16 protein-coding genes are annotated in these 18372 nt (G+C 56.0%); 8 read left to right on the top strand and 8 right to left on the bottom strand.

All coding sequences use genetic code 11. The annotated features are described in order from the left end of the window. Window positions 1-56: 56 nt before the first annotated feature. A complete protein-coding gene (aegA, locus tag DSD31_RS06875) occupies window positions 57-2039 on the bottom strand; it encodes a formate-dependent uric acid utilization protein AegA (RefSeq protein WP_015583731.1) in 1983 nt (660 codons plus the stop codon). A gap of 378 nt (window positions 2040-2417) precedes the next feature. On the opposite strand from aegA, the gene acrD reads away from it, so the two are divergent. Beyond that, window positions 2418-5531, top strand: coding sequence for a multidrug efflux RND transporter permease AcrD (acrD, locus tag DSD31_RS06870; protein WP_004866137.1), 3114 nt, complete (start codon window positions 2418-2420; stop codon window positions 5529-5531). 137 nt (window positions 5532-5668) lie between these two features. Here acrD and ypfM read toward each other — a convergent pair whose 3' ends face one another. Then, window positions 5669-5728: a protein YpfM gene (gene ypfM, locus DSD31_RS06865; protein ID WP_100181659.1), complete on the bottom strand. Its 60-nt coding sequence runs from the start codon at window positions 5726-5728 to the stop codon at window positions 5669-5671. A gap of 408 nt (window positions 5729-6136) precedes the next feature. Between ypfM and DSD31_RS06860 the strand changes: the two genes are divergently transcribed. The 7 genes from DSD31_RS06860 to DSD31_RS06830 all read left to right on the top strand — a co-directional run bounded on the left by DSD31_RS06860 (window position 6137) and on the right by DSD31_RS06830 (window position 11712). Then, a complete protein-coding gene (locus tag DSD31_RS06860; protein ID WP_015583730.1) occupies window positions 6137-6493 on the top strand; it encodes an ArsC family reductase in 357 nt (118 codons plus the stop codon). Between the two features lie 3 nt (window positions 6494-6496). Next, window positions 6497-7624 (top strand): succinyl-diaminopimelate desuccinylase, encoded by a 1128-nt coding sequence (gene dapE, locus DSD31_RS06855; protein WP_004866142.1) that lies wholly within the window; start codon window positions 6497-6499, stop codon window positions 7622-7624. A 29-nt stretch (window positions 7625-7653) separates the two neighbouring features. Beyond that, complete coding sequence (locus DSD31_RS06850; RefSeq protein WP_004866145.1) at window positions 7654-7854, top strand: YpfN family protein; 201 nt, start codon at window positions 7654-7656, stop codon at window positions 7852-7854. 501 nt (window positions 7855-8355) lie between these two features. Continuing rightward, the gene (locus DSD31_RS06845) at window positions 8356-8727 is read left to right on the top strand and encodes a carboxymuconolactone decarboxylase family protein (protein ID WP_004866148.1); all 372 of its coding nucleotides are present in this window, start codon (window positions 8356-8358) and stop codon (window positions 8725-8727) included. Further along, the gene (locus DSD31_RS06840; RefSeq protein WP_004866150.1) at window positions 8720-9655 is read left to right on the top strand and encodes a tripartite tricarboxylate transporter substrate binding protein; all 936 of its coding nucleotides are present in this window, start codon (window positions 8720-8722) and stop codon (window positions 9653-9655) included. The genes DSD31_RS06845 and DSD31_RS06840 overlap by 8 nt, the downstream gene beginning before the upstream one ends. Window positions 9656-9727: 72 nt before the next feature. Next, window positions 9728-10162, top strand: a complete 435-nt coding sequence (locus tag DSD31_RS06835; protein ID WP_048024157.1) for a tripartite tricarboxylate transporter TctB family protein — start codon at window positions 9728-9730, stop codon at window positions 10160-10162. Between the two features lie 29 nt (window positions 10163-10191). Beyond that, window positions 10192-11712, top strand: coding sequence for a tripartite tricarboxylate transporter permease (locus tag DSD31_RS06830; RefSeq protein WP_113990920.1), 1521 nt, complete (start codon window positions 10192-10194; stop codon window positions 11710-11712). Between the two features lie 49 nt (window positions 11713-11761). Here the strand turns inward: DSD31_RS06830 and ypfH are convergent, their stop codons facing one another. From ypfH to dapA, 6 genes are all read right to left on the bottom strand, one after another. After that, window positions 11762-12460, bottom strand: a complete 699-nt coding sequence (ypfH, locus tag DSD31_RS06825; RefSeq protein ID WP_004866158.1) for an esterase — start codon at window positions 12458-12460, stop codon at window positions 11762-11764. A 76-nt stretch (window positions 12461-12536) separates the two neighbouring features. Further along, on the bottom strand, window positions 12537-14537 hold the full coding sequence (locus DSD31_RS06820; RefSeq protein ID WP_113990919.1) for a tRNA(Met) cytidine acetyltransferase TmcA: 2001 nt from the start codon (window positions 14535-14537) through the stop codon (window positions 12537-12539). A gap of 12 nt (window positions 14538-14549) precedes the next feature. Continuing rightward, complete coding sequence (gene ypfJ, locus DSD31_RS06815; RefSeq protein WP_004866164.1) at window positions 14550-15422, bottom strand: KPN_02809 family neutral zinc metallopeptidase; 873 nt, start codon at window positions 15420-15422, stop codon at window positions 14550-14552. A gap of 121 nt (window positions 15423-15543) precedes the next feature. Then, window positions 15544-16257, bottom strand: a complete 714-nt coding sequence (gene purC / locus DSD31_RS06810) for a phosphoribosylaminoimidazolesuccinocarboxamide synthase (RefSeq protein ID WP_004866167.1) — start codon at window positions 16255-16257, stop codon at window positions 15544-15546. Between the two features lie 109 nt (window positions 16258-16366). Next, window positions 16367-17401 (bottom strand): outer membrane protein assembly factor BamC, encoded by a 1035-nt coding sequence (bamC, locus tag DSD31_RS06805; protein ID WP_004866171.1) that lies wholly within the window; start codon window positions 17399-17401, stop codon window positions 16367-16369. Between the two features lie 16 nt (window positions 17402-17417). Next, window positions 17418-18296: a 4-hydroxy-tetrahydrodipicolinate synthase gene (gene dapA / locus DSD31_RS06800; RefSeq protein WP_015583724.1), complete on the bottom strand. Its 879-nt coding sequence runs from the start codon at window positions 18294-18296 to the stop codon at window positions 17418-17420. Window positions 18297-18372: the final 76 nt, after the last annotated feature.

Below are 18372 nucleotides of genomic sequence, written 5' to 3'. Positions count from 1 at the left end.
CGGCCCCGCAGCGTGGAATGACGCTGTCATACTACGCTGCGAGGCCGGGTTTGTCGTTAGTGAAGCAGGGCCGATTTTACGCCGAGATAATCCATGATCCCCTGCGCCGCATGGCGACCTTCGGCCATCGCCGTCACCACCAGATCGGCGCCGCGGACGGCATCTCCGCCGGCAAAAATTTTGTCGTGCGTGGTCTGATAGCGGTAGCGGCTCTCGACACTGGCCTTAATCCGCCCCCGGTTATCAAGCTCTACGCCGACGGACTCCAGCCACGGCATCCCGTGGGGATGGAAACCAAAGGCCATAATCACCGCATCGGCCGGCATCACGAACTCGCTGCCCGGCAGCGGCGACGGGCTGCGGCGCCCCTGCTCATCCGGTTCACCCAGCTGTGTGCGCAGAAAACGTACGCCGTTAACCCGACCGTCGCTATCCAGCTCCAGCGTCACCGGCTGAACGTTGAATTCGAACTCCGCCCCTTCTTCACGCGCGTGTTTCACCTCTTTTTTCGACCCCGGCATATTGGCCTCATCGCGACGATAGGCGCAGGTGACCTTTTTCGCCCCGTGACGCAGCGCGGTGCGCACGCAGTCCATCGCCGTGTCGCCGCCCCCCAGCACCACGACATTCAGCCCGCGGGTATTGACGTAAGGCTCTTCGGGTTTCTCGCTCAGCCCCATGACTTGTTTCGTATTGGCAATCAGGAACGGCAGCGCATCATAGACCCCCGGGGCCTCTTCGTTTGGCAGTCCCGCTTTCATGGAACGGTAGGTTCCGGCGCCAATAAATACCGCATCGTATTCTGCCAGCAAGGTGGTTAACGCCACGTCCTTGCCCACTTCACACTCCAGTTCAAAGCGGATACCCATCTCAGTAAAAATCTCCCGTCGCCGGGCCAGCAGTGACTTTTCCAGCTTGAAGGCCGGAATGCCAAAAGTCAGCAAACCGCCGATTTCCGGATGACGGTCAAAGACCACCGGCTGCACGCCGTTTCGGATCAGCAGGTCAGCGCAGGCCAGTCCCGCCGGCCCGGCACCGATAATGGCCACCTTTTTCCCGCTATCGATAACCCGGGAGAGGTCCGGTCGCCAGCCCTGTGCCAGCGCCTGGTCGGAGATATAGCGCTCGATGTTGCCAATCGTCACCGCGCCCTGTTCATCGCGCAGCGTACAGGCCCCTTCACACAGGCGATCCTGCGGGCAAACCCGGCCAGTTATCTCCGGCAGGCAGTTAGTTTGATGGGACAGCGCCACGGCGGCGTCGATATCCCCCGCTTGTACCCGCTCAATCCACTGGGGAATATGGTTATGCAGCGGGCAGGTCCATTCACAGATACTGTGTTCGCCGCACTGCAGGCAGCGCTCCGAGGCCTGCTGCGCCTGCCCGGCGTTAAAGGGCAGAACGATCTCGGCAAAATCCCTCTTGCGGATCGCCGCGGCCCGTTTATCGGCCTCGCTGCGCGGCGGCGTTGCCGCCATCTGGCGGGCTTTTGCGTCAGCTGCCGGTAATGCCATGTCGCCGGGATGCGCATGCCACGGCCGCGCATCCATCCGCGCCGTACGCAGGCGTCGCTGTCTGGCCATCGCGGACAGGGTCGCTTCCGTCGCCAGCTGCAGCGCCTGCGCCGGGCAGTTTTGCACGCAGGAGGGCCCGCCTTCACGGCCGCTGCACAGATCGCATTTATGCGCGGTGGCTTTCACTTTCCCCGCCGCCGCCGGTAACAGCACGATCTCCATGACGCCAAACGGACAGGCCACCATGCAGGATTTACAGCCGATGCACTTTTCCTCGTCAACCTGCACGCTATCATTTACCTGGCGAATGGCATCATTCGGGCAGCTGCGGGCACAGGGGGCGCTTTCACAATGCCGACATGTTATTGCGTTACGTTTTTGCTCGTGCTTCATCACGGTAATGCGCGGTAAGAAGCGCTGCGGGGTCAGGACGTGCTGTTCGTCGTTGTGTGCCATCACGCAGGCCACTTCGCAGGCTTTGCAGCCGATGCATTTGCGACTATCGCTGATAATAAAGTGGTTCATGGTATCCTTCGGTCTTCGCTAAATAACCCCTCGATTCGCATGACTATTTATTACCCGACAAAACGGGGCAGGAACAATGTTCATTTGCCCGGAAGCGTATTTTTCTGGAGATAACCCGTTTTGGATCAAATTCTTTGACTTAAATGAAATTGCGTTTTATTTAACGTAGCAAGCAGAAGGCAGTTTAACGATGACAAACGGACGCCGGGGTAAGCGGCGGTTTGCGCAGAGAGTCGGAGAGTTCTTTACGGTGTCCGCTAAAGCCACACGATAAATTACACTATCTCCTTAATTTCTCCACGTTTGCCCGTGGAGTTGCCTATAAAGTGTCACGGACTGTGCGGTAACAAAAATGTACACAATGAGGTCTCAATTCTGATGGCGAATTTTTTTATCGATCGCCCCATTTTCGCGTGGGTTCTGGCGATCCTGCTATGCCTGACCGGAACGCTCGCAATCTTGTCACTTCCCGTCGAGCAGTATCCCGATCTTGCGCCGCCTAACGTGCGCATTACCGCCAATTATCCAGGTGCCTCCGCACAAACGCTGGAAAATACCGTCACCCAGGTTATCGAGCAGAATATGACCGGCCTCGATAACCTGATGTATATGTCTTCCCAGAGCAGCTCTTCGGGTCAGGCGACGATTACGCTGACCTTTACCGCCGGAACCAATCCCAACGAAGCCATGCAGCAGGTACAAAACCAGCTGCAATCGGCAATGAAAAAACTGCCTCAGGATGTGCAAAATCAGGGGGTGACGGTACGTAAAACCGGCGATACCAACATTCTGACTATCGCGTTCGTCTCGACTGACGGCAGTATGGATAAGCAGGATATTGCCGACTACGTGGCCAGTAACATTCAGGAACCGCTCAGCCGCGTGAACGGAGTTGGCGACATTACGGCCTACGGCTCGCAATACTCAATGCGCATCTGGCTTGATCCGGCCAAACTCACCAGCGTGCAGATGACGGCGAAAGATGTCACCGACGCCATCGAATCACAGAATGCGCAGATCGCGGTCGGCCAGCTTGGCGGTACACCGTCGGTCGATAATCAGTCGCTCAATGCCACCATTAACGCCCAGTCGCTGCTGCAAACGCCGCAGCAGTTCCGCGATATTACGCTGCGCGTGAATCCGGACGGCTCACTGGTGACGCTCGGCGATGTGGCGAAAGTTGAACTGGGCGCGGAAAGCTACGATTACCTCAGCCGCTACAACCGCAACCCGGCCTCCGGCCTTGGCGTGCAGCTGGCCTCCGGGGCAAACGAAATGCAGACCGCGGAGCTGGTGCTCAATCGTCTGGATGAGCTGTCGCAGTATTTCCCTCACGGCCTTGAATATAAAATTGCCTACGAAACCACCTCCTTCGTGAAGGCCTCTATCCATGACGTGGTGAAAACGTTGCTGGAAGCCATCGTGCTGGTGTTCCTGGTGATGTACCTGTTCCTGCAAAACATCCGCGCAACGCTCATCCCAACCATTGCCGTACCGGTGGTTCTGATGGGGACTTTCGCCATCCTGTTTGCCTGCGGCTACAGTATCAACACCCTGACGATGTTCGCGATGGTGCTGGCGATAGGTCTGCTGGTGGACGATGCTATCGTGGTCGTCGAAAACGTTGAGCGCATCATGAGCGAAGAGGGCCTTTCGCCGCGTGAAGCGACGCGAAAATCCATGGGCCAGATTCAGGGGGCGCTGGTCGGGATCGCGATGGTACTGTCGGCGGTCTTTATCCCGATGGCCTTCTTCGGCGGCACAACCGGCGCCATTTACCGCCAGTTTTCTATTACCATCGTCTCGGCGATGGTGCTGTCGGTACTCGTGGCCATGATCCTCACGCCGGCCCTGTGCGCCACCTTGCTGAAACCCATGAAGAAAGGCGAAGAACACGGTAAAAAAGGCTTCTTCGGCTGGTTTAACCGTATGTTCAACCGTAACGCCAGCCGCTACGAAACCGCCGTGGGCAAAATTCTTCACCGCTCGCTGCGCTGGATAGCGATCTACGCGCTGCTGTTGGGGGGGATGGTCTTTATGTTCTTACGCCTCCCGACGTCGTTCCTGCCCCAGGAAGACCGCGGCATGTTCCTGACCTCGGTGCAGCTGCCGAGCGGCGCAACGCAGCAGCAGACCTTAAAAGTCGTGCAAAAAGTTGAGGACTATTTCTTTAATCATGAACAGGCCAACGTTGCTTCGATTTTCGCTACCGTGGGCTCTGGCCCGGGAGGCAACGGTCAGAACGTCGCGCGTATGTTTATCCGCCTGAAGGACTGGGATGAACGCGATGCGAAAACCGGTACCTCGTTTGCGATCATTGAACGTGCGACAAAAGCCTTTAACAGCATTAACGAGGCGCGGGTGTTCGCCACTAACCCGCCGGCAATCAGCGGACTGGGCAGCTCCGCCGGTTTTGATATGGAGCTTGAAGACCACGCCGGCAACGGGCACGCGGCGCTCATGGCAGCCCGCGATACGCTGCTCGATCTGGCGGCGAAAGATGAGCGGTTGACCCGGGTTCGCCATAACGGCCTTGACGATAGCCCACAGCTGCAGATTGATATCGATCAGCGGAAAGCCCAGGCGCTGGGCGTGGCTATTGACGATATCAACAACACGTTGCAAACCGCCTGGGGCTCAAGCTACGTGAACGATTTTATGGATCGTGGCCGCGTGAAGAAAGTCTACGTCCAGTCCGCCGCCCCTTACCGCATGCTGCCTGACGATATTAATCTGTGGTACGTGCGCAACAGCAGCGGCACGATGGTGCCCTTCTCGGCATTTGCCACCTCGCGCTGGCAAACCGGCTCCCCGCGTCTGGAGCGCTATAACGGCTACTCGGCGGTGGAAATCATCGGCGAAGCGGCTCCAGGCATCAGTACCGGTACCGCGATGGCTATCATGGAAGATCTGACCAGACAGCTGCCAAACGGCTTTGGGCTCGACTGGACGGCCATGTCCTATCAGGAACGGCTGTCCGGCGCGCAGGCACCGGCGCTGTACGCCATTTCGCTGCTGGTCGTGTTCTTGTGCCTGGCTGCGCTGTACGAGAGCTGGTCTATCCCCTTCTCGGTCATGCTGGTGGTGCCGCTGGGGGTTATCGGGGCGCTGCTGGCCACCTGGATGCGCGGTCTTGAAAACGACGTGTACTTCCAGGTTGGCCTGCTGACGGTCATCGGCCTGTCGGCGAAAAACGCCATTCTGATCGTCGAGTTTGCTAATGAGCTAAACGAGAAAGGGGAAGATTTACTCGCCGCCACGCTATCGGCCTGTCGCCAGCGTCTGCGGCCGATCCTGATGACCTCGCTGGCCTTTATTTTTGGGGTCCTGCCGATGGCGACCAGCACCGGCGCCGGTTCCGGTAGCCAGCATGCCGTGGGTACCGGGGTCATGGGCGGGATGATTTCCGCCACCGTCCTGGCTATCTTCTTCGTTCCGCTATTCTTCGTACTGGTACGTCGACGCTTTCCGCAAAAAGAGCGCCCGCAATAACCCGGCAGGATCCTGAGGGTCCCGTTTCTTACCCGGGAAATAACAAAAAGGCGGCTGTTATAGTCGCCTTTTTTATCTGCTTACAGCCGCCGGGCTATTATTTTAGCCGTACGATTACCCTGCTCACATTGAGGATTTTATTTACGAAGCATACCTTCAATAAAATCTTTCCAGTTCCCTAGTTCATGTTCAATCATAATAGCCTCTCTTATTATTATGGGTGATTCTATGCAAATCGGTTTGGGAAAGGAAGTGCACTAAGGTTATCGCTGCGATTGCTGGTAACCCCTTCTACGCCATCATCTCTCTGATTTACTGGTACTATGAGCCTGGGAGTGGAAATTTAATGTGATGCATAGCAACATTTCGCAACATTAAGCCTGTTTTCAGATAATTTCCCCTGCCGATATCCTGCTCTTTTATCCTCCGTCGGCGAACGATTTCCAGGTTATCGTTAGCGGACTGGTTAATATTCGCCCAGTGCATACATAGAGGGTAAAAAAGGATATTTATTCACGCGGTTCACGTATTATTTTATACCGGCTTGTGTATTCGGATATTTCTGAGTTAATCGCGTAAATCAACGTAAAAGAAAAGGTTTCATTATGCTCACTATGTACGGAATCAAAAACTGCGACACCATTAAAAAGGCCCGCCGCTGGCTGGAAGCTAATCACATTGCCTATCAGTTCCATGATTATCGTGCCGATGGCCTGGATCGCGAGTTATTAAACACCTTTATCGCTGAGCTGGGCTGGGAAGCACTGCTCAACACGCGCGGGACAACCTGGCGGAAACTGGATGAAACCGTGCGTGCCGGTATCAATAACGCCGATGCCGCCGCCGCGCTGATGCTGGAAATGCCGGCAATTATCAAACGCCCATTGCTCTGCGCGCCCGGGCAGCCTATGCTGCTGGGTTTCAGTGAACTCACTTATAAGAAGCTTGTTAACGAGGTATAGTCTATGTCTTGCCCGGTCATTGAGCTGGCTCAGCAGCTTATTCGCCGCCCTTCCCTCAGCCCCGATGATGCGGGATGCCAGGCGTTAATGATTGAACGCCTGCGTGCGATTGGCTTTACCGTGGAACCGATGGATTTCGGCGATACGCAAAATTTCTGGGCCTGGCGCGGGCGCGGTGAAACGCTGGCCTTTGCCGGCCATACCGACGTTGTTCCGGCCGGCGATGCTGACCGTTGGATTAACCCGCCTTTCGAACCCACCATCCGCGACGGCATGCTGTTCGGCCGCGGCGCGGCAGATATGAAAGGCTCGCTGGCCGCGATGGTGGTTGCCGCCGAGCGCTTTGTCGCCCAGTACCCGAATCATAAAGGTCGTCTGGCCTTTTTGATCACCTCTGATGAAGAGGCCAGCGCGCACAACGGAACGGTGAAAGTGGTCGAAGCGCTGATGGCCCGCAACGAGCGCCTGGACTACTGCCTGGTCGGCGAACCGTCAAGCACCGAAGTCGTCGGTGACGTGGTCAAAAACGGTCGTCGTGGCTCACTCACCTGCAACCTGACCATTCACGGCGTGCAGGGCCATGTTGCTTACCCGCATCTCGCCGATAACCCGGTGCACCGCGCGGCCCCTATGCTGACGGAGCTGGTAGCAATCGAGTGGGATAAAGGCAATGAATTCTTCCCCCCCACCAGCATGCAGATAGCCAACGTGCAGGCGGGTACCGGGAGCAATAACGTGATCCCCGGCGACATGTATGTTCAGTTCAACTTCCGTTTTAGCACTGAACTGACCGACGAAATGATTAAAGCCCGCGTCGTCGAGCTGCTGGATAAATATCAGCTGCGCTATACCCTTGACTGGTGGCTGTCTGGCCAACCGTTCCTCACCAGCCGTGGCAAGCTGGTCGAAGCGGTGGTGAACGCCATTGAGCACTATAATGAGATCAAACCCCAGCTGCTAACCAACGGCGGCACCTCTGACGGTCGCTTTATCGCTCGCATGGGTGCGCAGGTGGTTGAGCTGGGACCGGTGAATGCGACAATTCACAAAATCAATGAATGTGTTAACGCCGCCGACCTGCAGCTGCTGGCGCGGATGTATCAACGCATCATGGAACAACTGGTCGCCTGACGACCTCGACCTGAAAAGAGGAAGCGCACATGGAATGGCTAATCAACCACTGGTGGATTCTGGTGCTGGTATTTTTGGTGGGCGTCATGATTAACGTCATTAAGGATCTTAATCGCGTTGACCACAAAAAGTTTCTCGCCAATAAGCCGGAACTGCCGCCCCATCGTGATTGTAACGATAAGTGGGACGATGACGACGACTGGCCGAAGCACGACCAGCCGAAGAAGTAAGATTTCGCTCCCGCTCCCCGGTTAGCGCAACGCTACCGGGGAGTTGTCGAGCTTACGGCGATGCGCCTTAGTCGGGTCACCAACTTCGCGAAATCATATACCCGCAGGGTGCGCTCAGAAATCTCACCTTTCGTCGTTAGACTGCCTTGCGCAACGTTCATTCCCGACGATTGCCCGGCACGCCAGAATCATTTCCAACCCCATCGTCAATGAAAAAACCGCGACGCTCATTCGTTATCAGGCAATATTTTATTTCCCCCTGCGTACCCGCTTAAATTACCTATGGAAAACCATAATTTAATATAAATAAGAATAAATATATTCACACGACATATATATAAACGCCCTCAGCACACCGCATTCGCCGTGGAATATTAAAACAATGATCTCACCCGCATCGGCCAATAAAAAATAATGCCATATTAGCCAGGTCCCCACGGGATATATCGTCAATCTCTTGCCCCAATTCTATACCGCAAATACTCGGGATATTTAAACATCATGAAGGATTATCAACAACTCGATGCCAGCGTCGCGCATAGTGCGGAGATGCTGGAACAGGCGCTCCCTGCTGTGCTGCAACCTTTTCAGGACATGGCGAAATCAGCCAAAGGTGAAGGCGCGATTCCTCATCAATCCAGGCTGCTTATTGCGCTGGGTATTGCCATTTCCACCCACTGCGATCCCTGTATCGCTCGACACGCTCGTAAGCTGGCAGAATGCGGCGCCAGCCGGCAAGAAATCGCCGAAGTCGCCGGTATTTGTATCAGCATGAGCGGAGGACTCTCACTCACCTATGCCAACTCAGCGCTGGAGGCATTTGACTACTTCAGTCTCCGTATCACTACAGGACAGGGGGCTGGAAATGAGTAAATGCCTGCTGCTGCTTATCGGACTGTGTGTTTTTTCTCCGCGGATACTCTCTGCCCAACACTTTCCCACGGCACCGGTGAAAATTGAAGTGGGTGCCGCTGCGGGTGGCGGTATGGATATCGTCGCCAGAGCCCTCGCCGAGCGGCTCTCCCCGCTTCTGGGCCAGCCCGTGTTGGTCAGCAATCGCGCCGGCGCGGGAGGCGCTATAGCCATGATGGCGCTAAAAAATGCACAGCCGGATGGGTATACCCTCGCCCTGGTGCCTTCCTGGACGCTAAGTTATCAGCCGCTGATAAGCACGCATTATCGGGCCGAAGACTTTACTCTCCTGGCCGTACTCTATCGCTCTCCGGACGCGCTCATTGCCAGAGCCGATGCGCCATGGAACTCGCTGTCGCAGATGCTCGACTCGGCTCGTAACGAACAGAAAACGCTACTGTTCGCCTCTCAAAGCCCGGTAGATCAGCTCATTATTAACTGGCTGGCCCGTCAGACTGGCAACAAAATTGCCGCGCTGCCAACCCGAGGCGGCGGCGAAATGATCCCAAAACTGCTGGGCGGCCACGTTGATTTCGCTTACAGCGCGACAATGCATACGCAATATGTCAGTTCAGGGAAAATGAAAGTCCTGGCCTCGCTCACCGACCAACGTCAATCTATTGCCCCTGATGTGCCGACGTTAAAAGAACAAGGGTGGGATATCGCCATTAATACCTTTTTTATCGTCGTACTTCCCGCTGGCGTACCGCAGGCTATTACAGAACATCTCTCCTCAGCATTTGCCGACATCATGCGCGACGAACATATTCGATCTCTGATTGAAGATAAGCTTTTTATGAATATTGATGTTCATCTGATGAAAGATGCCTCCAGCCTCATCGTCGGGCAACAATCTAAAATGCGGACCTTATTCGACACATTGCAGTAAACGCTATGCGCACAGAAGGGGGACGGGATAACAAATTATTTCCCATACGTATAAACAGAGAGCGAGGAAAACATGAAAGATCGCATTCAAACTGTTGCATATCTCCTGTGCCTTGTCGTATCCCTGCTCATTCTGTCAATGCTTATTTTCCAGGAGGATTCGGGCGCTAACACGTATGGCATGCCCTCCTCGCGACTCCCCTGTATCTATAGCGGCGTAATGGCGTTCGCTTCGCTGGCGTTATTTATTCAAGCCAGACATCGGCAAACCAAAATATTTCAGTTCCCTCACGCGTGGCGAAATATATTACCGATCCAGATCGCAATACTCCTCTATGCATGGGCGCTCTACTTCTTTGGTTTTATCGTCGCAGGTATGGGAATATTGTTTATTTTACAATGGGTAATGGGGCAACGACGCTGGAGCATTCTGTTATTACTTTCGCTGTTACCTCCGCCACTTTTATGGTTGGCCTGCACGCGCCTGCTGGGTATGGCGCTGCCATAGTGGTCCATGGAAAACACAGGAAATCAAAAATGGAACTCGTTGTTTCCGCACTCCTCACCAGTATATCTATCGATAATCTGCTTTATATTGTCGCCGGTGTCGCGCTGGGAAATATCATTGGTGCGATCCCAGGCCTGAATGCCGTAATGGCTATCGCGATTGCCGTACCGCTGACCTACTATATGCCCGCGGTGGGCGCAATGGGTTTTCTTGTTGGTATCAACAAAGGGGCGGCTTTTGGCGGCTCGGTTTCCGCTATTATCTTAAACGTCCCCGGCTCGCCTGATGCGGCGGCTACCTGCTTTGATGGTTATCCCATGCATTGTCAGGGCAAGGGATTAAAAGCGCTCAAGCTGTCTTTATTTGCCTCGGCATTTGGCGATTTTTTTTCCACCTTGATACTTATTCTTATCGCGCTCCCCCTTGCCAGCCTGGCGATTCAACTGGGGCCGGCGGAGCTCTGCGCACTGATTATCTTCACATTGATCCTGATAGCCGATCTTGATTCCGACAATATCTGGAAAGGCATACTGGCGACAGCTTTCGGCCTGTTGCTTAGCACCATTGGACTGGATCCTGTCTCTTCTCTTCCTCGCCTGACGTTCGGTTACTACCCGTTGGAAAACGGAATACCGCTGGCCCCTGCCGTTATCGGGATTCTGGCGCTGACGGAGATATCCCGACAAATGGCGGAGTACGATCGGCATAAAGCGCAGGTTCAGCCCCACAATTTACCGCCTGGCGATATGCAGGCAGATCGGTTGGGATTCGTTGAGTTTTTCCGCTTACTGCCCGCGCTGATTCGCGGTTCGCTGGTTGGCGTGATTGTCGGTATTGTTCCGGGCATCGGAGGGACCGTTTCCGCCTTTCTAAGCTACGGCGTGGAAAAAAAACGCGCCAAAGATCCGGATACTTTTGGCAAAGGACGTAGCGAAGGCGTGGTAGCCCCGGAAGCCGCAAATAACGCCGTGATCTGCGCCAGCCTGATACCGCTGTTTACCCTGGGTATTCCCGGCAGCCTCATTTCAGCCCTGTTGATTGGTGCGTTCATTCTGCACGGCATCACACCCGGCCCGCTGATGTTCGAACAGCATACTGAAACCGTTTACGCCATTTACAGCACCATGATGCTAGGCAATCTCTTTAATTTGATTGTGGGTTACATCGGGTTATTTTTCTTTATTCGCCTGCTCTCTTCCCCGCGCAAACTCCTCTTCCCGATGATCATTTTCCTGTGCTTTAGCGGGATTTGCGTCATGGACAGCAGTTTTACCGCGATCGTCATCGCCATTTTGTTTATGTTCCTTGGCTACGGGATGAAGGTACTGAACCTTTCTGTCGTTTCGTTAATTATTGGCCTGGTACTGGGGCCACAGCTTGAGCTGTATATGCAGCAAACCGTGATGATGGGCGAAGGTACGCTTGCGCCGCTGTTGACCCGACCTCTGGCCTGCATACTGATTCTTCTGAGCCTTCTGATAATGGCTAAAAAGCTGGTCTCGTATTCGGCAAAAAGTCTTCGCAATGGCAGAAGAAGCGCCGGGGAATAGGGAAGGCTCTGCCTGAGCCCCGATGCCACGACAGCACCGGGGCGCACTGTCAGAGTAGTTCTATAATATCATCGTCTTTCGGCGTACTGCCGCTCAACGCTTCGTCAAAATAGTGCTTCGGCACGGTATAGCGCAGGCGCTCAAGGGCAAACTGCATGCTGCGATCGTCAATCGCGTGCCCCAGATCCTCGACAATATCCAGCGTCACGTCGCCGCCCGCCTGCTGAAGCGCCTCCTGGGCCGAAACCGCCCACGCCAGGTCGATAACGCGATCCTCGCCGCCGTGAATCAGATGGATGGTTGTCGCGGTAGTCGCCGACTGCGGAAGCGTCGCATACCGTCCGTTAAAGGCGATCACCCGCGATGCCAGCCCCGGCTCAGCTTTGATACTCTCCAGAGACATAATCGCCCCCTGCGAGAAACCAATCAGCGCCGTCGCCCGCGGACCGACGCCGCTCTGTTTCTGCCAGTAGCGAACGGTCTCAATAAAGGTCGGCATAATGGCATCAATACGCGACTGGCGATTTTCCTCCGTCACCCCCTGAACCGAAAACCACTGACGGCCCGGCGGCGGACCGCAAGGTTCCGCGCCACCGATGCTGACGATCAGCGCATCCGGGAACTGCGGCGCAAACAGACTGCCGATTTGCCCCATTGCAACCGGGTTATCGCCGACGCCATGAAACAGCAACAGCAGCTGTTGGGCAGGTGTCGCAGGGCTTTGTACAATAAAATGGTCGTGTTTCATGGCTGTCTCCTTAGTTTACGTGGGCAGTTTACGCCGCGCGCGGAATATGACCATGACATTTAACTGAATGAGTTAGTTAAAAAAATTGCAGTTCCCCGACCTGCTGACGCAGCCTCTCCGCCCGCGATGCGTCGAGGTTCAGCAGCGCCAGTCCCGCTTCTTCGCGCAGCCTGGCCAGCAGCGCTTTGCGTCCGGACAGACGCAGCCCGGTGCAAATCTCCGCTTCGTCCTGGCGTTGCAGGCGGGCGCGAAGCGCCGGAAGCGGCAGCCCGGTGTGTAGCAGCAGGCGGTTCAGGCTGCCAACCACCGCCAGCAGCGGACGATGGGCAAACGCAAAGCCCGCCACATCCAGCCAGTCGTCATCCGTAAGCATAGCTGCTGGCGCTACCGGCCGCGGGAATAACGCTTCCCGCCACTCCCACAGCCAGAACTCATCGCGCGCCAGACGCTGCGACTCCCGTAAAACCAGTTCGTGCCCCGCCGAAGTTAACGGATGAAGTGCCATCGCCGTGTAGCACCCGCTACTTGCCTCACGATGGGTACCTAAACGCACCAGCGTAAAACCGCAGCGCTGCCAGAAGCGCCCTAGTTCTGGCGTATAGCCAAAGCTGACCGATAGATAATCGAGGCCGTGGCTTTGCGCTACCGCCCGGGCAACCAAAGCCTGACCAAGCCCCTCGCGCTGGCGGGTCGGGTGCACGGCGATACGAGTGATTCGCTGCCCCAATAGCGTGGCCGCCAGCGGACTTCCGCCGTGAGCCGCCAGCGACTGCGCCACCAGATTACCGCGCGGGCGGCGAAAACCGGCCCATACCGCCCGACTGAGCGCGGGATCAAGCCCTCCCTCCGCCACCCGCCATAGCGCACCGGCCACGCCGTTGCTGGTGCGGGCGCAGGTAAAATGCTGGCCCGGCGCATCCATCATCCGCCGTAAATCCAGCGGCGATGTGCGGTAATGCGCGCCGGAAAGGAGCTGATACATCGCCTCGGCCAGCCCGTCCTGCTGCCGCCAGCTGTCCTGACTCACCGCCTCAAACGTCACCTCCCCCGCTGGAGATTGCGTAAAGCTTTCATCACCAAACAAGAGTAATTCACTGACCACTGCTTCCAGCGGACAGCCTGCGGCCCAGCGGATAGGATCAAGCAGACTAAACTGGCGCAAATGGGGGAAGCTGGCGCAAAACTTGAGCAGAAAACCGCGGCCGGTCCCTTCATAGCCCTGCACGGTCGTGGTCAGTAAGGTGCGAGGAAAACGGGTGACCAGCTGGCGAAGCAGCGGCCCGGGAATGGCGGCCGCTTCATCAACGATCAGCCATGACGCTCGCATATCGCCAGCCAGCAACGCATCCGGCGCTATAAAGCGAAAACCTTCACCGGCGAACGCCGCCATCACCTCGGTCGCGCCGCGCGCCGGGGCGGTAACGATGGCATCGCCCGCCAGCTGACGTATCAACATTCCCGCCAGCGCGGATTTTCCGCGTCCGCGCTCGGCGGTAACCACGGCAATGCCCGCAGGGAGTGTGCTCAGACTGGCCAGAATAGCGGCCTGTCCGGCCTGAGGATGGCCATCAGCCGGATGCCAGCGCGGTCGTGGCACCTCCTCCGGTAGCGTCAGCGGTTCATTCTGACGCCAGACGATCGCCTCAGGATTCGCGCAGACCCGCTGACAAAAACGGTGGACAAAATGGGGAGTGGGAATAGGCTCCGGCGCGTCGCTCCAGCGCAGAGAGTCCGCATCTGGCCGCGTTGGCCAACGGGTGAAAGAGGGGGTCAGCAGGATCAGCCAGCTTCCCGCTTTCAATGTCCCGCTCAAGGCGGCAAAAGCCGCCGCGTCGAAGCCGCTGCGGGCATCAAAGAAGGCGTGGCGGTACTCGCGCCCGAGGAGAGATTTGAGGGCCTCCGGCGAGATACAGGGCGCTTCCATAGGCTGCGGCCCCACCCACAGACCATCGCCGGCCAGCCGTTTACGCAGCAGCAGCGCCTGCTCCAGACTCCACGCATCGTCGCCGCTGAGTACCAGCAGACGACGAATGCCCTGCTGCGCCATCCGCGCCGTCAGGTTAAGTAATTGATCCATTTACAGCGGCAGTCAGAGCGCATTACCAAATGTATTGCACTGCGCCGGGTCTCCGCTGTCAAACCCGCGCTTAAACCAGGTATAGCGCTGCTGCGAAGTACCGTGGGTAAAGCTGTCCGGGACCACACGTCCCTGGCTTTGCTGTTGCAGGCGATCGTCGCCGATGGCCTCTGCGGCATTCAGCGCTTCCTGCAGATCGCCGGTTTCCATAACATCCTGATCCTGCATGCTGTGACCCCACACGCCGGCAAAGCAGTCGGCCTGCAGCTCCATTTTCACCGACAGGCGATTCGCTTCAGCCTGCGACGCGTGCTGCTGCAGCTGACGCACTTTGGATTCAATACCCAGCAGCTTCTGCACGTGATGCCCGACTTCATGAGCAATCACGTAGGCCTGTGCAAAATCGCCGTCCGCGCCGAGCTTGTTTTTCATCTCATCGTAGAACGAGAGATCGATGTAGACCGTGCTATCGGCCGGGCAGTAAAACGGCCCCATCACCGACTGGCCGGTACCGCAGCCGGTCCGCGTCGCGCCGCGATAGAGCACCAGCTTCGGCTGCGGGTACTGACGGCCCATTTTTTGGAAGATGGCGCCCCAGGTGTCTTCGGTATCCGCAAGGATCACCTTAGTGAACTTCGCGGCCTGCTCTTCCTGCGGGCTGATGGAGCGTTGGGTGGTGGTTTGCTGCTGTGAAACGGGCTCCCCGGTCAGCATGCCGGTCAAATCCACGCCGTAATAGCCCGCAACCAGCACGATAATCAGCAGGACGATACCGCCCTTCCCGCTGGGAAGACGGAAACCGCCGCCACCACCGCCCAGGGGGGAGCCGGAATCATTACGTCGATCTTCTACATTGTCGCTTTCGCGACGTCCTTGCCAGCGCATAGGCACCTCAATCCATCAAATTCTCGAATATGAGAGATCGTAGGCGGTTCGGCGCAGGATTACCACTGGAAACAACAAGGAGAGCGCCAGAAGGTAGAGCGACCTTCTGGCGAGAGGAGGATTAGTCGAGCTTAACACCAAGGCGATGGGCCACTTCTTCGTAGGCCTCAATCAGGCCACCGAGGCTCTGGCGGAAGCGGTCTTTGTCCATTTTATCGAGGGTATTTTTATCCCACAGACGGCTGCCATCTGGCGAGAACTCATCGCCCAGCACCACTTCGCCCTTGAACAGACCAAACTCAAGCTTGAAATCGACCAGGATCAGGCCGGCATCATCAAACAGCTTTTTCAATACGTCGTTAGCTTTGAAAGTCAGTTCCTGCATGCGCGCGAGGTTCTTTTTGCTTACCCAGCCAAAAGTCTCGCAGTAAGACTCGTTGACCATCGGATCGTGCATCGCATCATTTTTCAGGAACAGGTCAAACAGCGGCGGATTGAGTTCAATCCCTTCTTCAATACCCAGACGCTTAACCAGAGAACCGGCGGCGCGGTTACGGACTACGCACTCCACCGGAACCATCTCCAGTTTTTTTACCAGACATTCGGTATCGGAGAGCAACGCTTCCATCTGAGTCGGGATACCGGCTTCTTCCAGTTTGCTCATAATGAAATGGTTAAATTTGTTGTTCACCATGCCTTTACGATCGAACTGCTCAATGCGCGCGCCATCCCCTGCTGAAGTATCGTTACGGAATTCGAGTACCAGCAGATCCGGATTCTCCGTGCTGTAAACGGTTTTCGCTTTACCACGATACAACTCAGCTTGCTTTTGCATCTTTGTCACTCCAGTGAAGATATAGACGATAAATATTGCGCTTTTCTGCCGACGCACACGTTTGCGTCACTATACATGAAAAAGGGCTGGATTGCTCCAGCCCTGTTTATTACTTACTGAATGCGGCCTGGAATACGGCTACCAGGGCGTCATTCTGCGACTGCGTCAACGTATGGCCTTTCGGATCGATGAACTGCAGACTGCTGCGGTTATCGAGATCGCCGACCTGCAGTTTGTAGTCACCGGAAACCAGCTGCGGATCGCTGGCGCCCAGCGCCTGCCAGCTGCTGTCAGACAGCGGCTTGTAGGTCAGCGCCATGCTGCCTTGCGAGCGGGTGCTATCCGTCACCTTCATGCCCACTTTTTCCAGTGCGCCCGGCAGACGTTGCCACACCATGTTGAACGGTGCGCGAACAACCAGCATTGGCAGACCCGTATCGTCGGCAGCACTCTGCACATCGAAGGTCGCGCCAGCATTTTTCTGCGCCGCATTCTGTGCGCTGGTGGCGTTCATATCCAGACCTTCGGAAATGACGTTCAGCATCGACGTGCTATAGCGTTGCAGAGAAGCCGGATCGGATACCGGTTTCCCGGCCTGCTCAAGATTCACCAGCTTCACGATAACCGCCTGCTGATAACCCTGAGGTTTCACTGAGATTTGATAGCGACCACGATACTGCTGGTCTTCATCGAGGCGATTCCATTCAACCCAGTCGGTATTCAGCGTCTGGCTGGCATCGTCACGTTTGGTGATGACATAGTTCTTAGACTGTATGATGCTGGCTACCTGCGCCCACAGCGAACCGCTACGACCGTTCTCGACCATCAGCGTGGCGGTATCGCCATTGAACTGAGTACGAGCGCCGCTCACCAGTGCCAGAGGCTGAGCCGGTGGGCGGATGTCCAGAGCTTTGCCCACTGCGCCTTTGCTGGTCGCAACCGGAATATTATAATCACCAACCTGAACCGGCAGAATCATGCCAGCAGGTGCGTGAAGTTCACTGAGCGGCGTAGCTTGCAGATAGACCTCATCGCCTCCCACCTGACGTTTGTAGCGTGAGTCGGAACTACAGGCCGCGAGAAGCAGGACCAATGAAACACCCGCAACCTTCGTCAGGCGCGACTTCTGTACTGAGTAAGCCATCAAATCTCCCTAAACTTTACAGCAAACCGGCATGCTTCAGCGCTGCGGTAACGGCCTGAGTACCCTGTTCGGTAATCGGCGTCATCGGCAGGCGCAGCGTATCGGTTGCCACAAGACCCAACGCCTTACATGCCCATTTCACGGGGATCGGGTTGGGTTCGACAAATAATTTTGTATGCAATGGCATCAGACGTTGGTTAATTGCACGAGCTTGCGCAAATTGGCCTTCTACAGCCAGTCGGCACATATCCGCCATTTCGCGAGCCGCAACGTTCGCCGTTACGGAAATCACGCCCTGACCGCCGAGCTGCATAAAGTCCATTCCGGTGGCATCATCGCCGCTCAACAGAATAAAGTCATCTGAAACCAGCTCTTTGATCTGATGAACACGACTTAAGTTCCCCGTCGCTTCCTTAATACCAATAATATTTTTTACTTCCGCCAGGCGACCGACGGTTTCCGGCAGCATGTCGCAACCGGTACGGGACGGCACATTATACAGAATTTGCGGCAGGTCGGTGTGTTCTGCGATGGCTTTAAAGTGTTGGAACAGCCCTTCCTGGGTCGGACGATTGTAATAAGGAGTGACCGTCAGGCAACCGACAACACCGCTATTGTTAAAACGTTTGGTCAGGCTAATCGCCTCTGCGGTTGCATTTGCACCGGTACCTGCGATGACCGGGATACGCCCGTCAGCAAGTTCAAGCGTCATCATCACGACATCGCCATGTTCTTCATGGCTCAGGGTCGCGGATTCTCCGGTAGTCCCTACCGAAACGATCGCCGAGGTTCCGCTGGCGACATGGTAATCAATCAGTTTTTTCAGGCTTGACCGGCAGACATTACCGTTTTCATCCATCGGCGTGACAAGCGCTACAATACTTCCCGTGAACATGGGCCATCCTCAGAGCTGAAGTGCGACAAGATTCTCAATGTTACGTTTGGTGCCGTAATAAAAGCAAGAGACCCGA

The organism is Klebsiella sp. X13, assembly GCF_003323835.1.
GTDB classification, from domain to species: domain Bacteria; phylum Pseudomonadota; class Gammaproteobacteria; order Enterobacterales; family Enterobacteriaceae; genus Klebsiella; species Klebsiella ornithinolytica.
This window is presented reverse-complemented; position numbering and strand designations above follow the sequence as displayed.

Bases quoted from the DNA above. Each gene is read 5' to 3' on its own strand.
- aegA (WP_015583731.1), bottom strand. From the start codon at position 2,039: ATGAACCACTTTATTATCAGCGATAGTCGCAAATGCATCGGCTGCAAA.
- acrD (WP_004866137.1), top strand. From the start codon at position 2,418: ATGGCGAATTTTTTTATCGATCGCCCCATTTTCGCGTGGGTTCTGGCG.
- DSD31_RS06860 (WP_015583730.1), top strand. From the start codon at position 6,137: ATGCTCACTATGTACGGAATCAAAAACTGCGACACCATTAAAAAGGCC.
- dapE (WP_004866142.1), top strand. From the start codon at position 6,497: ATGTCTTGCCCGGTCATTGAGCTGGCTCAGCAGCTTATTCGCCGCCCT.
- DSD31_RS06850 (WP_004866145.1), top strand. From the start codon at position 7,654: ATGGAATGGCTAATCAACCACTGGTGGATTCTGGTGCTGGTATTTTTG.
- DSD31_RS06845 (WP_004866148.1), top strand. From the start codon at position 8,356: ATGAAGGATTATCAACAACTCGATGCCAGCGTCGCGCATAGTGCGGAG.
- DSD31_RS06840 (WP_004866150.1), top strand. From the start codon at position 8,720: ATGAGTAAATGCCTGCTGCTGCTTATCGGACTGTGTGTTTTTTCTCCG.
- DSD31_RS06835 (WP_048024157.1), top strand. From the start codon at position 9,728: ATGAAAGATCGCATTCAAACTGTTGCATATCTCCTGTGCCTTGTCGTA.
- DSD31_RS06830 (WP_113990920.1), top strand. From the start codon at position 10,192: ATGGAACTCGTTGTTTCCGCACTCCTCACCAGTATATCTATCGATAAT.
- ypfH (WP_004866158.1), bottom strand. From the start codon at position 12,460: ATGAAACACGACCATTTTATTGTACAAAGCCCTGCGACACCTGCCCAA.
- DSD31_RS06820 (WP_113990919.1), bottom strand. From the start codon at position 14,537: ATGGATCAATTACTTAACCTGACGGCGCGGATGGCGCAGCAGGGCATT.
- ypfJ (WP_004866164.1), bottom strand. From the start codon at position 15,422: ATGCGCTGGCAAGGACGTCGCGAAAGCGACAATGTAGAAGATCGACGT.
- purC (WP_004866167.1), bottom strand. From the start codon at position 16,257: ATGCAAAAGCAAGCTGAGTTGTATCGTGGTAAAGCGAAAACCGTTTAC.
- bamC (WP_004866171.1), bottom strand. From the start codon at position 17,401: ATGGCTTACTCAGTACAGAAGTCGCGCCTGACGAAGGTTGCGGGTGTT.
- dapA (WP_015583724.1), bottom strand. From the start codon at position 18,296: ATGTTCACGGGAAGTATTGTAGCGCTTGTCACGCCGATGGATGAAAAC.